At 70.0% G+C, this 15,941-nt stretch carries 10 protein-coding genes; all 10 read left to right on the top strand.

All coding sequences use genetic code 11. From position 1 onward, the window contains the following. Nucleotides 1-609 precede the first annotated feature (609 nt). The 10 genes from ABZ823_RS09435 to ABZ823_RS09390 all read left to right on the top strand — a co-directional run bounded on the left by ABZ823_RS09435 (nt 610) and on the right by ABZ823_RS09390 (nt 15,932). A complete protein-coding gene (locus ABZ823_RS09435; protein ID WP_361656056.1) occupies nt 610-1,551 on the top strand; it encodes an ABC transporter ATP-binding protein in 942 nt (313 codons plus the stop codon). Next, nucleotides 1,548-2,909, top strand: a complete 1,362-nt coding sequence (locus ABZ823_RS09430; protein WP_361656053.1) for an ABC transporter permease — start codon at nt 1,548-1,550, stop codon at nt 2,907-2,909. The genes ABZ823_RS09435 and ABZ823_RS09430 overlap by 4 nt, the downstream gene beginning before the upstream one ends. A gap of 5 nt (nt 2,910-2,914) precedes the next feature. Then, nucleotides 2,915-5,668, top strand: coding sequence for a bifunctional YncE family protein/alkaline phosphatase family protein (locus ABZ823_RS09425; protein WP_361656051.1), 2,754 nt, complete (start codon nt 2,915-2,917; stop codon nt 5,666-5,668). 260 nt (nt 5,669-5,928) lie between these two features. Next, a complete protein-coding gene (locus tag ABZ823_RS09420) occupies nt 5,929-7,110 on the top strand; it encodes an ROK family transcriptional regulator (RefSeq protein WP_361656048.1) in 1,182 nt (393 codons plus the stop codon). A 136-nt stretch (nt 7,111-7,246) separates the two neighbouring features. Next, the gene (locus ABZ823_RS09415) at nt 7,247-8,764 is read left to right on the top strand and encodes a sugar ABC transporter ATP-binding protein (RefSeq protein ID WP_361656046.1); all 1,518 of its coding nucleotides are present in this window, start codon (nt 7,247-7,249) and stop codon (nt 8,762-8,764) included. Then, nucleotides 8,761-9,780: an ABC transporter permease gene (locus ABZ823_RS09410; RefSeq protein ID WP_361656043.1), complete on the top strand. Its 1,020-nt coding sequence runs from the start codon at nt 8,761-8,763 to the stop codon at nt 9,778-9,780. The genes ABZ823_RS09415 and ABZ823_RS09410 overlap by 4 nt, the downstream gene beginning before the upstream one ends. A gap of 17 nt (nt 9,781-9,797) precedes the next feature. Next, on the top strand, nt 9,798-10,838 hold the full coding sequence (locus ABZ823_RS09405; protein ID WP_361656041.1) for a substrate-binding domain-containing protein: 1,041 nt from the start codon (nt 9,798-9,800) through the stop codon (nt 10,836-10,838). Nucleotides 10,839-11,105: 267 nt separating this feature from the next. Continuing rightward, nucleotides 11,106-12,314, top strand: coding sequence for a Gfo/Idh/MocA family oxidoreductase (locus tag ABZ823_RS09400; RefSeq protein WP_361656038.1), 1,209 nt, complete (start codon nt 11,106-11,108; stop codon nt 12,312-12,314). A gap of 13 nt (nt 12,315-12,327) precedes the next feature. After that, entirely contained in the window at nt 12,328-13,326 is a 999-nt protein-coding gene (locus ABZ823_RS09395) for a sugar phosphate isomerase/epimerase family protein (RefSeq protein ID WP_361656036.1), read from the top strand. Between the two features lie 104 nt (nt 13,327-13,430). Beyond that, nucleotides 13,431-15,932 (top strand): PQQ-dependent sugar dehydrogenase, encoded by a 2,502-nt coding sequence (locus ABZ823_RS09390; RefSeq protein WP_361656034.1) that lies wholly within the window; start codon nt 13,431-13,433, stop codon nt 15,930-15,932. The last annotated feature ends 9 nt before the right edge of the window (nt 15,933-15,941 follow it).

Genomic DNA, 15,941 nt, shown 5'->3' with positions numbered 1-15,941 from the left:
TCACGTGCGGACCTTCGTCTGTACCGGCCAAGGCGGCTGCCACGGTCCTCATCATGGGCATACGCATCGCACCAGCCGGGGTGGCCGACTTCCACCAGGTCCTGACTGATCCCCCCCCGTAACCGGGGCGAACGCGACCTTCGGTCACTGCACCTTCCGGCGCTGGTGCAGGCCGCCGATCTCAACGCCGCCGTCCCCAGGTTCGTGTCCGCCGCCGAGACCTGTCTTCGGGACCAGATGGCCGAGAAGTCCGTCCCCAGCCCACGGCTTGCACCGGTCGAGGAGGCTGTGGCCCCCTATCGAGACCACTACGCCCGCGGCCAAATGCTGCTCCCGAACGCCCGATGCTCATCGCTTCCGAGGTCAACCCGTGCGTCAACAGCGCCTACGGCATCCCGGTCCAGCTCCAGCAACCTACGACTTCTTGCGGCTCCGACTCGATCCGCCACACCCCCGACAGCCCGAGGCCGGTAGAGATCTCGACGGCCATCCGCGGGGCATCGGCGGCGGATACCGGTCGTCTCCCATTCCATAAACGTTCAATGCCCGTCCCCGCGAAAGGTTGTGCGTTGCACCTAAGGTCCCTGTGGATTTCGAAAGAAGGGACTCATGGACACACTCCTCGCGGTCCGGGCTCGTGGGATCGCCAAGTGTTTCGGCGATGTCGTCGCGCTCGAGGGCGTCGACCTGGATGTGACGCAGGGCCAGATCCACGGCTTGGTGGGACCGAACGGCGCCGGCAAGACGACATTGCTCGGTCTCCTGCTCGGTCTGGCCGTCCCCGACAGCGGCCGCCTCGAGATCCTGGGTACGCCGGTCGGGCGGACGCCGGCCGCTCCCGACGCTGTCGCCGGCTTCGTGGACGGCCCCGGTCTGTATCCCCAGCTCACTGCCCGGCAGAACCTCGCCGCGCTGGCCGCTCTGCGCGGCGGCGACGCGCGGACGGCGGGGATCGAGGAGGTGCTCGACCAGGTCGGGCTCACCGATGTCGCCGAGGAGCGAACCCGAGGCTTCTCCCTGGGCATGCGTCAGCGGCTCGGGCTCGCCGCCGCACTGCTCACCAAGCCCCGGCTGCTCGTACTCGACGAACCTTCCAACGGCCTGGACCCGGCCGGCAAGAAGCACGTACACGGTGTCCTCACCCGGCTCGCGTCGGACGGAACCAGCGTTGTGCTCTCCAGCCACCGCATGGACGACCTCGAGGCACTGTGCTCGGAGGTCACCATCCTCGCCACCGGACGGGTCGTCTTCTCCGGCCCGGTGAGCAAGCTGGCCGCCGAGAACCGTGAACTCGACTACCGGGTGCGCACCTCCGACCAGCAGGCCGCGCGCCGGCTGGCCGCCGAAACGGCCGGGATCCGCGTCGTCGACGATGCCGCGGCACGGCATGACGCCGAGGTGCTCGTCGTGCGCGCGCTGGTGCCGGCCCTCGACGAACTGGTGGTGGGGCTCGTGCGCGAGGGCATCGCGGTGCGTGAGCTCGCGCCCGTGGTGTCGCCGCTGGAGGCCGCGTTCCTCGCACTCACCGAGCAGCAGGAGGCGGGCCGATGACCGCGACCATCACCGACGACAACGTTGTTACCACTGCCCGCCGCGTCTCCATTGCGCGTGGCTACCGCTTCGAGCTGGTCAAGCTGGTCTCGCAATGGCGGATCCGCTTGCTGGTCCTTGCCTGCTGGATCGCGCCGGCGCTCTTCGTCGCCGGGGTGAGCCAGCAAAGCACGCTGCCCTCCGACACCCTCTTCGGTCGCTGGATGCACGCCACGGGGTGGGCCGGGCCGCTGGTGACCCTCGGTTTCGCGGGCACCTGGGCGCTGCCGCTGCTGACCTCGGTCGTCGCCGGCGACGTGTTCGCCTCCGAGGACCGCCTGGGCACTTGGCGCCACCTGCTCGTCGCGGTCCGGTCGCCCAGGCGGATCTTCGCAGCGAAGGCACTGGCCAGCCTCACCGTCATCCTGCTGCTCGTGGCCGGGCTGGCCTGCTCCAGCGCGGTCGGCGGGGTCGTGGCGGTCGGCAACCAGCCGCTGGTCGGCCTCGACGGCCACCTGCTGACGCCGGGGGACGCCGCGGGAAAGGTCCTGCTCGCCTGGGTCTGCGCCCTCGCCCCCACCCTGGCCCTGGCCGCGATCGGACTGCTCGGGTCGGTCACGCTGGGACGGTCCCCCATGGGACTGCTGCTGCCCGCGCTTGTCGCGCTGGCGATGCAGCTCGCCCAGATGCTGCCGCTGCCCGTCGCCGTACGCCTCGCCCTGCCCGGCTACGCCTTCATCTCCTGGAACGGCCTGTTCACCAGCCCGGCACAGCTCGGCCCGCTCCTGACCGGCATCGTGGTCAGCCTGGTGTGGACCGTGGCCGCGACAGCACTGGCGTACCTGCTCTTCATCCGGCGCGACTTCACCAACCCGGCCTACGACGGTTCCGGGCGCCGCGCGATCACCGCCGGACTCCTGCCGCTGGTGGGACTGGCCGCCCTCACCGTCGCGGTCGTCACCGTGGCGACCGGGGCCACGGGCTCCGGGATCCAGCAGGACAAGGTCCAGCGGTCGGTCGCCACGGCATTCGCCCACCTCTACCGCATGCAGACCCAGCAGCTCCACCGCCCCGCCGTCACCGAAGCACAGCTGAAGGCCACGGCGGCATGCAACAAGAGCGACGGCCAGGCCGCCCCGCAGGGGGCGGGCAACGACTGGCGTTGCGTCGTCACCTGGCATCTTCCCGGGGCCGCGGCCCCCGGGACGGCCATCTACCAGCTCGATGTCACCCCAGACGGGCGGATCACGGCCGACGGTGACGGACCGAAGGAAGTCAACGGCTACTTCCTGGTCCGCACCCCGACCGGGGACGCACCGAACCCGCTTTGGCAGTTCGACGGCAACGTCGAACTGCTGGACACCACCTCGAAGGGATGAATCCCATGCAGGTAACACAGCAGCGTCGGAGCAACGAGAAGGAGCAGATCAGCCTTTTCGGCAGACGCGTCGGCCGCCGGGCCACTCTGGTGACGGCGGGCATCGCCGTCGCCCTCGCCGTCACGGGCACCGCTGTTGCCCAGACGTATCAGTTCGGCACCCAGCAGGTCGGCCAGGTCACTGCTGACGGCCAGGTCGTCTCCGCCGACCAGTACATCGCCCCGTACGGCGACCGTCTCGTCATCAACAACGGCAAGATCATGTCGTCCACGGTCAGCCCGGACGGAACCCACCTCGCGGCCTCGGTCGCCGACGGTGGGATGGCGCTGGCCATCGTGGATGTGAAGAACTGGAAGGTGCAGCAGCTCGTCGGCAACTCCGCGTCGGCGGACCTGCGCATCGGCAACAACTCCGTGGGGCAGGAGGGGCCGACCTACTCTCCCGACGGCAAGACGCTGTGGCTGCCCCAGCTTCAGGGCTACGACCGCTTCCCGGTCAACGCCGACGGCACCCTCGGTGCGCCGACCTTCATCAAGATCCCGGATGCCGGGTCGAAGCACGCGCTGCCCGCCCAGGCGGTGTTCTCATCCGACGGCGCCACGGTCTACGCCGCGGTCAACGGCCAGAATCGGGTGGTGGCCATGGACGCCGCCACCGGCGCGATCAAGCAGAGCTGGGCCGTGGGCAACGCCCCGCGTGGCATGGTGCTGGTCGGCGACAAGCTCTACGTCAGCAACGAGGGCGGCCGTCCGGCCAAGGCCGGCGACACCACGATCAACTCCTACGGCACCCAGGTGCCGGCGAACCCGGACACCGGTGCCACCACCACCGGCACGGTCAGCGTCATCAACCTGGCGGACCCGTCCGCCGCCGTAGGGAGCATCGACGTCGGTCTGCACCCGACCGCGGTGTACGCCAAGAACGGCGCGGTGTTCGTCACCAACACCGCCGACAACAACGTGTCGGTCATCAACACCGCCGGCGACAAGGTGGTGCAGACCATCTCCACCCAGCCCTGGCCGGAGGCGTCGGTCGGCTACGAGCCCAACGCGGTGACGCTCACCGACGACGGTCACCTGCTGGTGACGCTCGGCCGCGCCAACGCGGTCGCCGTCTACCGCTACAAGAGCCCGCAGGAGCCGGTCAGCTACGTCGGCCTGCTCCCGACGGACTACTTCCCCGCGGAGATCACCACCGTCGGGAAACAGGTGCTGGTCTCCAACACCCGTGGTATCGACGCCCGCCGCCCCACCGACAAGAGCGGGCACGGCACCCACGACACGACGTCGAGCCTGACGCGGTTCACGCTGCCGAGCGACGATGTCATCAAGTCCGAGACCCGCAAGGTCTTCAAGCAGAACGGCTGGAACGGCGGCTCGGTCAAGCTCACCGAGGGCAAGGGCCATGCGGCGCCGGTGCCGGTCCCGGTGCGGCTCGGCGACCCCTCGACGATCAAGCACGTCTTCCTGATCGTCAAGGAGAACCGGACCTACGACCAGGTATTCGGTGACATGCCGAAGGGCAACGGCGACTCGTCGCTGGCGCAGTTCGGTGAGAACGTGACGCCGAACCAGCACGCGCTGGCCAAGCAGTTCGGGCTCTACGACAACACGTACGACGTCGGCACGAACTCCGCCGAGGGCCACAACTGGCTGATGCAGGCCGACAACCCCGAGTACACCGAGTCCTCGGCCGGTGAGTACGAGCGCAGCTACGACACCGAAAACGACGCTCTCGGCCACCAGAAGTCCGGCTTCATCTGGACCGGTGCGCAGGCGGCGGGGAAGTCCGTCAAGGACTACGGCGAATTCCAGTCGTTCGAGAGCAAGCCGTCCGGCGCGACGTGGCAGAACCTGTACTGCGACGCCAAGAACATGGACGCGACCGGGCAGAAGACCGCCTACCCCATACAAACGGGCTCGGCGATCCCGTCGCTCAACAAGGTGTCGGTGCCCGGCTTCCCGATGTTCGACACCAGCGTCCCGGACGTCTACAAGTACCAGATCTGGAAGCAGGAGTTCGAGAAGAACGCTCCCGCGGCCCTGAACATGTTCTGGCTCTCCAACGACCACACCGGTGGTCCGGCGAACGCCGCCGCTCAGGTGGCCGACAACGACCTCGCGGTCGGCAAGATGGTCGACGAGATCTCGCACAGCAAGTACTGGAAGGACTCGGCGATCTTCGTCGTCGAGGACGACTCCCAGGCGGGCCTCGACCACGTCGACGGCCACCGTGCCCCGGTCCAGATCATCAGCCCCTGGGCCCAGCACGGCACCGTCGACAGCCACTACTACTCGCAGATCACCATGGTCCGCACCATCGAGCAGATCCTCGGGATCCACCCGATGAACCAGAAGGACAGCGCGGCCAGCCCGATGCGTGGGGCATTCACCAGGCACCCGGACTTCACGCCGTTCAAGGCGCTGCCCAACCGGACCTCGCTGACCGACGGTCTGAAGACCCCGCCCTCCTGCGGCCTGGACACACCGGTGCCGCAGAGCCCCGATGCGGCGGCCGCGCCGTCGGCGAAGGTGCCGGCGGACAAGCAGGCGCTCGCGGCGAAGTGGGAGGACTGGAAGTCGCACCAGCGGCTGACCGGGCCCCATGCCGTGCCCGACTTCGCCAACCCCGTGCAGATGAACCACTTCACGTGGTACCAGACGCACAACTGGACCAAGCCGTACCCCGGCGAGGACCGGATGTACGCGCCGAACGACGTGCCGGGCGCCTACATCCCGTCGTCGGAGTCCGACGGCTGACGTAGCCCGACAGCGTCAAGGGCCCCTGGGTCGGCGTCACCGCCGACCCAGGGGCCTCTGTCTGTCCGATCGAAGAAGAGCCACCGACGTCTGCGGACATGGGCGCCCGGCCGGGCTCCACACAGCTTTGTCCTGTCAGTGGAGGAAGTTGACAGCAATCCGTGCACACCTTCTTCCCAGCTTCGGCGGTGACTGCTACGTTCCCCTCGAAAGACACACCCGGATGGCCGAATTGAGGCGGGGAGGGGCACGTGAGACGCATGACCGCACGACCCGCGAACGCCCACCAGGCCCGGCTGCTCAAGCTGTTGCGCGACCGAGGCCCCAACTCGCGTGCACAGCTGGGCGACCAGATCGATCTCTCGCGGTCCAAGCTGGCCGTGGAGGTGGACCGTCTGCTGGAGACCGGACTGGTGGTCGCCGACGGCCTCGCCGCCTCGCGCGGCGGACGCCGGTCCCACAACATCCGGCTCGCCCCGAACCTCCGGTTCCTCGGCGTCGACATCGGTGCGACCTCGGTCGACGTCGCCGTCACCAACGCCGAACTGGAGGTGCTGGGACACCTCAACCAGCCCATGGACGTCCGCGAGGGACCCGTCGCGGTCTTCGAGCAAGTCCTGACCATGGCGGCGAAGCTGCGGGCCCTGGGACTCGCGGAGGGCTTCGACGGCGCTGGAATCGGCGTCCCGGGACCGGTCCGCTTCCCCGAGGGCGTCCCCGTCGCGCCGCCGATCATGCCCGGCTGGGACGGCTTCCCGGTACGGGAGGCGCTCAGCCAGGAACTCGGCTGCCCGGTCCTGGTCGACAACGATGTGAACCTGATGGCGATGGGGGAGCGGCACGCGGGCGTCGCGCGTTCCGTGGGCGACTTCCTCTGCGTCAAGATCGGTACCGGCATCGGCTGCGGCATCGTCGCCGGCGGTGAGGTCCATCGCGGGGTGACGGGCAGCGCAGGCGACATCGGGCACATCCAGGCGGTGCCCGACGGACGGCCGTGTGCCTGCGGCAACCGGGGCTGTCTGGAGGCCCACTTCAGCGGGGCGGCACTCGCCCGCGACGCACTGGAAGCGGCCCAGCAGGGGCTGTCGGCGGAGCTCGCGGCGCGGCTCTCCGCGAACGGCACCCTGACGGGCGTCGACGTCGCCGCCGCTGCCGCCGCGGGTGACGCCATCGCGCTCGGCCTGATCCGCGAGGGCGGCAACCACGTCGGTCAGGTCATCGCCGGACTCGTCTCCTTCTTCAACCCGGGCCTGGTGGTGATCGGCGGTGGGGTGACCGGCCTCGGCCACACCCTGCTCGCCGCGATCCGCACCCAGGTCTACCGCCAGTCACTGCCGTTGGCGACCGGCAATCTGCCGATCGTCCTGGGGGAGTTGGGCCAGAACGCCGGAGTCATCGGCGCGGCCCACCTCATCAGCGACCACCTGTTCTCACCCGCGTAGCCCACTCTCACTCCTCCCTCTTTCCCGCCTCACCCAGCACAGCGTCCTGCTCTGCCCTGCCCTGCTGAACGTGCCTGCCACGCAGGTGACGTCGCCCTGACTCCGGCCTCGCACGCCCGCCGAGGGGAACCCACACATGGCACCAGAACCACCGCTGCTCAGCATGTCCGGCATCACCAAGTCGTTCCCCGGTGTGCGGGCCCTCGACGGCGTCGACCTCGACGTCCAGGCCGGTGAAGTGCACTGCCTGCTCGGCCAGAACGGGGCCGGCAAGTCCACCCTGATCAAGGTCCTCGCGGGTGCCCACCAGCCGGACAGCGGCACCATCAACTGGCGCGGTGAGGCCGTCACGCTCCGCTCGCCCATCGCCGCCATGCGCCTCGGCATCGCCACCATCTACCAGGAACTCGACCTGGTGGAGCATCTGTCGGTGGCCGAGAACGTCCACCTCGGCCATGAACCCACGGCCGCCGGATTCGTCGTACGGGGGAGGGCCGCGCGCACCTCGACCGCCGAACTCCTCAAGCGACTGGGGCATCCGGAGGTCGACCCGGCCCGGCTCGTCGGGGAGCTGTCCGCGGCCCAGCAGCAGATCGTCTCCATGGCCCGGGCGCTCTCCCACGACGTACGGCTCATCGTCATGGACGAGCCGTCCGCCGCCCTCGACCCGGACGAGGTCGACAACCTGTTCCGCATCGTCGGCTCCCTGACCGCCGACGGCGTCGCGGTCGTCTACATCTCGCACCGGCTGGAGGAGATCCGGCGCATCGGCGACCGGGTGACGGTGCTGAAGGACGGGCGCGCGGTGGCGGGCGGGCTGCCCGCGAAGACGACGCCGACGCGCGACGTCGTCGCGCTGATGACGGGCCGCAACGTCGAGTACGTCTTCCCCGAGCGGCGGGCCGCGGCACCCGGCGGCGCCCCGGTCCTGCACGTCCGGGGGCTTTCCCGAAAGGGCGAGTTCGAACCGCTCGACCTCACCGTCGGGCCCGGCGAGATCGTCGGCCTCGCCGGACTCGTGGGCTCGGGTCGCTCCGAGGTGCTGGAGACGATCTACGGCGCCCGCAAGCCCACCACCGGCCAGGTCCTGGTGGGCGGCCGCCCGTTGCGGCCCGGCAGCGTACCCTCCGCGGTCCGCGCCGGACTCGGCCTCGCCCCGGAGGAACGCAAGGCGCAGGCCCTCCTGATGCTGGAGTCGGTCACCCGGAACGTGTCCGTCTCCACACTGTCCCGCTTCTCGCGCGGCGGCTGGCTCGACCGGCGGGCCGAACTGCGCGCGGCCCGCGCGGCGACCCGCGAGCTGTCGCTGCGGCCCGACAACCCCTCCGTACCCGTCCGCACCCTCTCCGGCGGAAACCAGCAGAAGGCCGTCCTGGCCCGCTGGCTGCTGCGCGGCTGCCGCGTGCTGCTCCTCGACGAGCCGACCCGCGGCGTCGATGTCGGCGCCCGCGCCGAACTGTACGCGGTCGTCCGCAGGCTGGCCGACGAAGGTCTCGCGGTGCTGCTCGTGTCCAGCGAGGTGCCCGAAGTGCTGGGCCTGGCCGACCGCGTACTGGTGCTGCGCGAGGGCCGCGTCGTACACGAAGCACCCGCCCGCCAACTGGACGAACACCGCGTACTCGACCTCGTCATGGAAGGAAGCCCGGCGTCATGACGCAGCACGCCTCCCCGCCGCGGGGCAGCACCGACAAGGTGCAGCCGGTCGGCCCCCTCCCCGCCTGGCGCTCTCTCGTGGCCCGCGCCGACGTCCGCACCCTCTCGCTGCTCGGCGTGCTCCTCGCGCTCGTCGTGGTCGGCGGCATCACCAGGCCGGAGGAGTTCCTCGACACCCGAAACCTCCAACTGGTCCTCACCCAGGCCTCCGTGATCGGTGTCGTCACGGTCGGCATGACCTTCGTCATCACCTCCGGCGGCATCGATCTGTCGGTCGGCGCGATCGTCGCCCTCGCCTCGGTCTGGGCGACCACGGTCGCCACCCAGGGCTTCGGCCTCGCCGGCATCCTGTTCACCGCGGTGATCGTCGGCGTGGGCTGCGGACTGGTCAACGGCGTGCTCATCGCCTACGGCGGCATGGTCCCGTTCATCGCCACCCTCGCCATGCTGGCCTCGGCACGCGGACTGGCCCTGCAGATCACCGACGGCAAGACGCAGATCGTGACCGTCGACGGCATCCTCAGGCTCGGCGAGCGCGACTCCTACGTACTCGGTATCCCGCCACTCGTCCTGGTCTTCGCGGTCGTGACGATCATCGGTTGGCTCGTGCTCAACCGCACCACCTTCGGCCGCCGCACGGTCGCCGTCGGCGGCAACGCGGAGGCGGCCCGGCTCGCCGGCATCGACGTACGCCGCCAGCGGCTGTACCTCTATCTGCTGTCCGGGCTGTGCTGCGGCATCGCCGCCTTCCTGCTGATCATCCTGTCCGGCTCGGGCCAGAACACCAACGGCAACCTGTACGAACTCGACGCGATCGCAGCCGCGATCATCGGCGGCACGCTGCTCAGCGGGGGTCGCGGCACCATCACGGGCTCTGTGCTCGGCGTCCTGATCTTCACCACGATCACCAACATCTTCGCCCTGAACAACCTGCAGAGCGACGTCCAGCAGATCGCCAAGGGCGCGATCATCGTCGCCGCCGTGCTGGTCCAGCGCCGTACCGCGAGCACGACCTGAGGAAAGGGTTCACCGCCATGCCACACCTCACCAGCCGCAGAGGACTGCTCTTCGGGACCGCAGCGGTCTCCGCCGGCGCCCTGCTCACCGCTTGCACAAGCAACGAGAGCAAGGACGAGAAGCCCGCCGCGAACGACCGGCCGGCCGCCGACGACAAGCCCGGCAAGCACGTCACCATCGGGTTCGCCGGACCCCAGGCCGACCACGGCTGGCTCAACGCGATCAACGACAACGCCAAGAGCCGCGCCAAGAAGTACTCGGACGTCACTCTGGAGATCACCGAGGGCTCCAATGACACCGCCGCGCAGATCGGCCAGATCGAGACCCTGATCAACAAGAAGATCGACGTGCTGGTGATCCTGCCTGCCGACGGCAAGGCCCTCACCCAGGTCGGCCTGAAGGCGATGCGCGCCGGCATTCCGGTGATCAATCTGGACCGGATCTTCAACACCCCTCAGGCGTACCGCTGCTGGATCGGCGGCGACAACTACGGCATGGGCTTCAACGCGGGCCACTACATCGGCGAAAAGCTCAAGGGCAAGGCGGACTCCCGCGTCGTCGAACTGGCCGGCATCGACAACCTGGAGCTGACCAAGCAGCGCACCCAGGGCTTCGACGACGCGCTCAAGAACTACCCGAACATCCGGAAGGTCGCCCGCCAGGCGGCCGACTTCACCGTTGAGTCGGGACAGGCCAAGATGTCCCAGCTGCTGCAGGCGCAGTCGAAGATCGACGCGGTCTGGAACCACGACGACGACCAGGGCGTGGGCGCGCTGCGCGCCATCGAGCAGGCCGGGCGCGACGAGTTCCTGATGGTCGGTGGGGCCGGGGCGCTCTCCGCCTTCCAGGCGATCAAGCAGGACAACGGCGTACTGAAGGCGACCGTGCTGTACCCGCCGTCCATGGCCGCCTCGGCGATCGACCTGGCGCGCGCACTGGGCCAGAGCAAGGGCATCGGCGGTCTCGCCGAGTACGAGATCCCGTCGTCGATCACGCTCTACTCGGCCGTCGTCGACAAGGACAACGTCGACCAGTACATGCCCACGGGCTTCCGCTGACCGCTGCCGCCCCGCACCCCCCACGGCGCCGGGGCCGGTCCGGCGGAACGGGCCGGAGGAATGCCGCTGACCGGTACCGCCCCGCACCAGCCACGGCGCCGGGGCCGGTCCGGCGGAACGCCGCGGTGCCGATCGGCACAGCCGAGCGGATTCCGGTGCGTCAGTCGCCGGCGGAGCGGCGCGCGCCGGGCCCCATGGCTCAGGCGTGGTCCGCCGGGTCGGCTCCCGCGCACGGCGCATCACGACGAGGACGAGGAGGACTTCCGTATGGGACAGCCGCAGCAGACGGACGGGCCGGAGGCGGAGAAGCCACCGATCCGCGTCGGCATGGTCGGTTACGCCTTCATGGGCGCCGCCCATTCCCAGGGCTGGCGCACTGCGGGCCGTGTCTTCGACCTGCCGCTACGGCCGGTCCTGGCCGCGATCTGCGGCCGGGACGGCGCCGCGGTCCGGGCGGCGGCGGACCGGCACGGCTGGGCCGCGGCCGAGACCGACTGGCGTGCGCTGATCGCCCGGGACGACGTCGACCTCGTCGACATCTGCACTCCCGGGGACAGCCACGCCGAGATCGCCCTCGCCGCCCTCGCCGCCGGAAAGCACGTGCTGTGCGAGAAGCCCCTCGCCAACACCGTGGAGGAGGCGATCGCGATGACCCGCGCGGCCGACGAGGCCGCAGCACGCGGCCAGTTGGCGATGGTCGGCTTCAACTACCGGCGGGTGCCCGCCACGGTGCTGGCTCGGCGCATGGTCGCCGAGGGCAGGATCGGAACCCTGCGCCACGTCCGGGTCACCTACCTCCAGGACTGGCTGGTCGACCCGGATTTCCCGCTCACCTGGCGGCTGCGCAAGGACCAGGCGGGATCCGGTTCGCTCGGCGACCTCGGCGCGCATATCGTCGACCTCGCCCAGTACCTGGCGGGTGAGCGACTGGCCGGGGTGTCCGCGCTCACCGAGACCTTCGTACGCCGGCGGCCGCTGCCCGGCGGCCCCAGCAGCGGCCTGGCCGCGGTGCCGGCCTCCGGCACCGGACAGGTCACCGTCGACGACGCCGCCCTGTTCACCGGCCGCTTCGCCTCCGGCGCCCTGGCCTCCTTCGAGGCCACCCGCTACGCGACAGGACGCAAGAACGCCCTGCGCATCGAACTCAACGGCGCGCGCGGCTCGCTCGTGTTCGACCTGGAGCGGCTCAACGAACTGTCGTACCACGACGGCACCGAACCCGCTACGCACGCCGGCTTCCGCCGCATCCTCGTGACCGAACCCGACCACCCCTACCTCGACGCCTGGTGGCCCCCGGGTCACGGCCTCGGCTACGAGCACACCTTCGTCCACCAGGCCCGCGACCTGGTGCACGCCATCGCCGAGGACCGCGCCCCCGAACCCTCCTTCGCCGACGGACTTCAGGTCCAGCGCGTGCTCGCAGCGGTGGAGGAGAGCGCCGAGAAGAACTCCGTCTACACCCCCATCGCGGTCTGAGGAGGCCTCGCCAATGCCCCGCAGATTCACGCTCTTCACCGGTCAGTGGGCCGACCTTCCCCTGGAGGAGGTCTGCCGCCTCGCGCGTGACTTCGGCTACGACGGACTCGAACTCGCCTGCTGGGGCGACCACTTCGAGGTCGACAAGGCCCTCGCCGACCCCGCCTATGTGCGCTCCCGCCACCAGCTCCTCGACAAGTACGGCCTCACGTGCTGGGCCATCTCCAACCACCTGGTCGGACAGGCCGTCTGCGACGCCATCATCGACGAGCGGCACGAGGCGATCCTGCCGGCCCGGATCTGGGGCGACGGCGACGCGGAGGGCGTACGCCGGCGGGCCGCCGCCGAGATCGCCGACACCGCGCGCGCCGCGGCGGCCTTCGGCGTCGACACCGTCATCGGCTTCACCGGCTCCGCCATCTGGCACCTGGTCGCCATGTTCCCGCCCGCGTCCGAGGCGATGATCGACCGCGGCTACGAGGACTTCGCCGAGCGGTGGAACCCCGTCCTCGACGTCTTCGACGCGCAGGGCGTCCGCTTCGCACACGAGGTCCACCCCAGCGAGATCGCCTACGACTACTGGACCACCCAGCGCGCCCTCGCGGCCGTCGACCACCGGCCCGCCTTCGGCCTCAACTTCGACCCCTCCCACTTCGTTTGGCAGGACCTCGACCCGGTCGGTTTCCTGTGGGACTTCCGGGACCGGATCTACCACGTCGACTGCAAGGAGGCCCGCAAGCGCCTCGACGGCCGCAACGGCCGCCTCGGCTCCCATCTGCCCTGGGGAGACCCGCGCCGCGGCTGGGACTTCGTGTCCGCCGGGCACGGCGACGTCCCCTGGGAGGACGTCTTCCGGATGCTGCGCTCCATCGACTACCAGGGGCCCGTCTCCGTCGAATGGGAGGACGCCGGCATGGACCGGCTCCAGGGCGCCCCCGAGGCGCTGGCCCGCCTCAAGGCCTTCGACTTCGAGCCACCGTCGGCTTCCTTCGACGCGGCGTTCGGCAACTGAGGCCCGACGCGGCCACCACCGACCCCTTGTCCGCTCTCCGGGATGACGGCGCATCCCGGCGTACCGCACCCGCCCGTACAACCGGCCCCTTCCTGGAGGCATTCGTGCACGGGAACGACCGCACCACCAGCACCCGCAGAAACCCGACGCACCGACGACGCCGATTCCGCAAGGCGGTGGCCCTGCTCAGCGGGGCTCTGCTGGCGGGCGCCACCCTGGCCCTCGGCGCCCCCGGGGCCGGCGCAGCCGTCGCCGGCCCCGGAACCGCGGCGGCCGAGGACTTCCAGCAGGTCACCCTCGCCAAGGGGGCTACGGAGGTCGGCGAGCCCATGTCGCTCGCCGTCCTCCCGGACCGCTCCGTCCTGCACACCTCCCGCGACGGCACGCTGCGCCTGACCGACGCCGCGGGCAACACCAAGGTCGCCGGCGCGCTCGACGTCTACTCGCACGACGAGGAAGGCCTCCAGGGCGTCGCCGTCGACCCCGGTTTCACCGACAACCGTTTCATCTACCTCTACTACGCGCCCCCGCTGAACACCCCGGCGGGCGACGCCCCGGAGACCGGCACCGCCGCCGACTTCGCCCCCTTCGACGGCGTCAACCGGCTCTCCCGGTTCGTCCTGAACCCGGACGGCACGCTGGACAAGGCCAGCGAGAAGCAGATCCTCGACGTCCCGACCTCCCGCGGCATCTGCTGCCACGTCGGCGGGGACATCGACTTCGACAAGGACGGCAACCTCTACCTGTCGACCGGCGACGACACCAACCCCTTCCAGTCGGACGGCTACACGCCCATCGACGAGCGGCCGGACCGCAACCCTGCCTTCGACGCCCGCCGCTCCGCCGGCAACACCAACGACCTGCGCGGCAAGATCCTGCGGATCAAGGTGAACGCCGACGGCTCGTACTCCATCCCCGACGGCAACCTCTTCGCGCCCGGCACCGCCAGGACGCGGCCCGAGATCTACGCGATGGGCTTCCGCAACCCGTTCCGCTTCAGCGTCGACAAGGAAACCGGCATCATCTACGTCGGCGACTACGGCCCCGACGCCGGCTCCGCCAACCCCGACCGCGGCCCCTCCGGGCAGGTCGAGTTCGACCGGGTCACCCGCCCCGGCAACTACGGCTGGCCGCTGTGCATCGGCGACAACCAGGCGTACCGGGACTACGACTTCGCCACCAAGACGTCCGGCCCCGCCTTCGACTGCGCCGCACCGAGGAACACCTCGCCGCACAACACCGGACTGACCGACCTGCCGCCGGCCCAGCCCGCCTGGATCCCGTACGACGGCCCGTCCGTGCCCGAGTTCGGCGATGGCTCCGAGTCCCCCATGGGCGGACCGGTCTACCACTACGACCCCGCGCTCGACTCGCCCGTGAAGTTCCCCGAGGCCTACGACGGCAACTTCTTCGCCGGTGAGTTCGGCCGCCGCTGGATCAAGCGCATCGTCAGCGACGCGAACGGCACCGTGCAGTCCATCAACCCCGTGCCGTGGACCGGCACGCAGGTGATGGACATGGCCTTCGGGCCCGACGGGGCGCTCTACGTCCTCGACTACGGCACCGCGTGGTTCGGCGGTGACGACAACTCCGGTCTGTACCGGATCGAGAACGCGACCGACGGCCACTCCCCGGTACCCCAGGCGGCGGCCGACCGCACCTCCGGCCAGGCCCCGCTGCGGGTCCGCTTCTCCTCGGCGGGCACGAGCGACCAGGACGGCGACGCGCTCAGCTACAAGTGGGACTTCGGCGACGGCGGCACGTCGACGGCCGCCAACCCTACCCACAAGTACACGAAGAACGGCACCTACACGGCGACGCTGACGGCCAAGGACCCCTCCGGGCGCACGGGCAGCGCGAGCGTGCGGATCGTGGTCGGCAACACCGCTCCCAAGGTGACGCTGCAACTTCCGCAGGACGGGCAGCTGTTCAGCTTCGGTGACGCCATCCCGTTCAAGGTGAACGTCACCGACCCCGAGGACGGCAGGACCATCGACTGCTCCAAGGTCAAGGTCACCTTCATCCTCGGCCACGACACCCACGGACACCCGGTCACCTCGGCCAACGGCTGCTCCGGCAGCATCCAGACCACCGCCGACGGCGGCCATGACGAGAACGCCAACATCTTCGGTGTCTTCGACGCCGAGTACACCGACGGCGGAGGCGGCGGCCAGGCCCCGCTCACCTCGCACGACCAGCACGTCACCCAGCCCAAGCACCGCCAGGCGGAGCACTACGGCAACGCCTCCGGCGTCTCCGTCATCGGCAAGGCAAGCGCTCACGGCGGCAAGACGGTCGGCGACGTCGACAACGGCGACTGGATCTCCTTCACCCCGTACGTCCTGAGCAACGCCAAGAAGATCACGGCGCGCATCTCCTCCGGCGGCGCGGGCGGCACCCTCGAGGTCCGCGCGGGCTCCCCGAAGGGCGAGCTGCTCGGCAAGGCGACCGTCCCGGTCACCGGCGGCTGGGAGACCTTCCAGGACGTCAGCGCCGACCTGTCGCACGCGCCGAAGGGCACCACCACGCTCTACCTGGTCTTCAGGGGGAGCACGGGCAACGGCGCCCTGTTCGACGTCGACGACTTCACCTTCACCACGGGCTGAGAGGGGGCC

Source organism: Streptomyces sp. NPDC047079, assembly GCF_040643755.1.
GTDB lineage: Bacteria > Actinomycetota > Actinomycetes > Streptomycetales > Streptomycetaceae > Streptomyces.
This window is presented reverse-complemented; position numbering and strand designations above follow the sequence as displayed.

Bases quoted from the DNA above. Each gene is read 5' to 3' on its own strand.
- ABZ823_RS09435 (WP_361656056.1), top strand. From the start codon at position 610: ATGGACACACTCCTCGCGGTCCGGGCTCGTGGGATCGCCAAGTGTTTC.
- ABZ823_RS09430 (WP_361656053.1), top strand. From the start codon at position 1,548: ATGACCGCGACCATCACCGACGACAACGTTGTTACCACTGCCCGCCGC.
- ABZ823_RS09425 (WP_361656051.1), top strand. From the start codon at position 2,915: ATGCAGGTAACACAGCAGCGTCGGAGCAACGAGAAGGAGCAGATCAGC.
- ABZ823_RS09420 (WP_361656048.1), top strand. From the start codon at position 5,929: ATGACCGCACGACCCGCGAACGCCCACCAGGCCCGGCTGCTCAAGCTG.
- ABZ823_RS09415 (WP_361656046.1), top strand. From the start codon at position 7,247: ATGGCACCAGAACCACCGCTGCTCAGCATGTCCGGCATCACCAAGTCG.
- ABZ823_RS09410 (WP_361656043.1), top strand. From the start codon at position 8,761: ATGACGCAGCACGCCTCCCCGCCGCGGGGCAGCACCGACAAGGTGCAG.
- ABZ823_RS09405 (WP_361656041.1), top strand. From the start codon at position 9,798: ATGCCACACCTCACCAGCCGCAGAGGACTGCTCTTCGGGACCGCAGCG.
- ABZ823_RS09400 (WP_361656038.1), top strand. From the start codon at position 11,106: ATGGGACAGCCGCAGCAGACGGACGGGCCGGAGGCGGAGAAGCCACCG.
- ABZ823_RS09395 (WP_361656036.1), top strand. From the start codon at position 12,328: ATGCCCCGCAGATTCACGCTCTTCACCGGTCAGTGGGCCGACCTTCCC.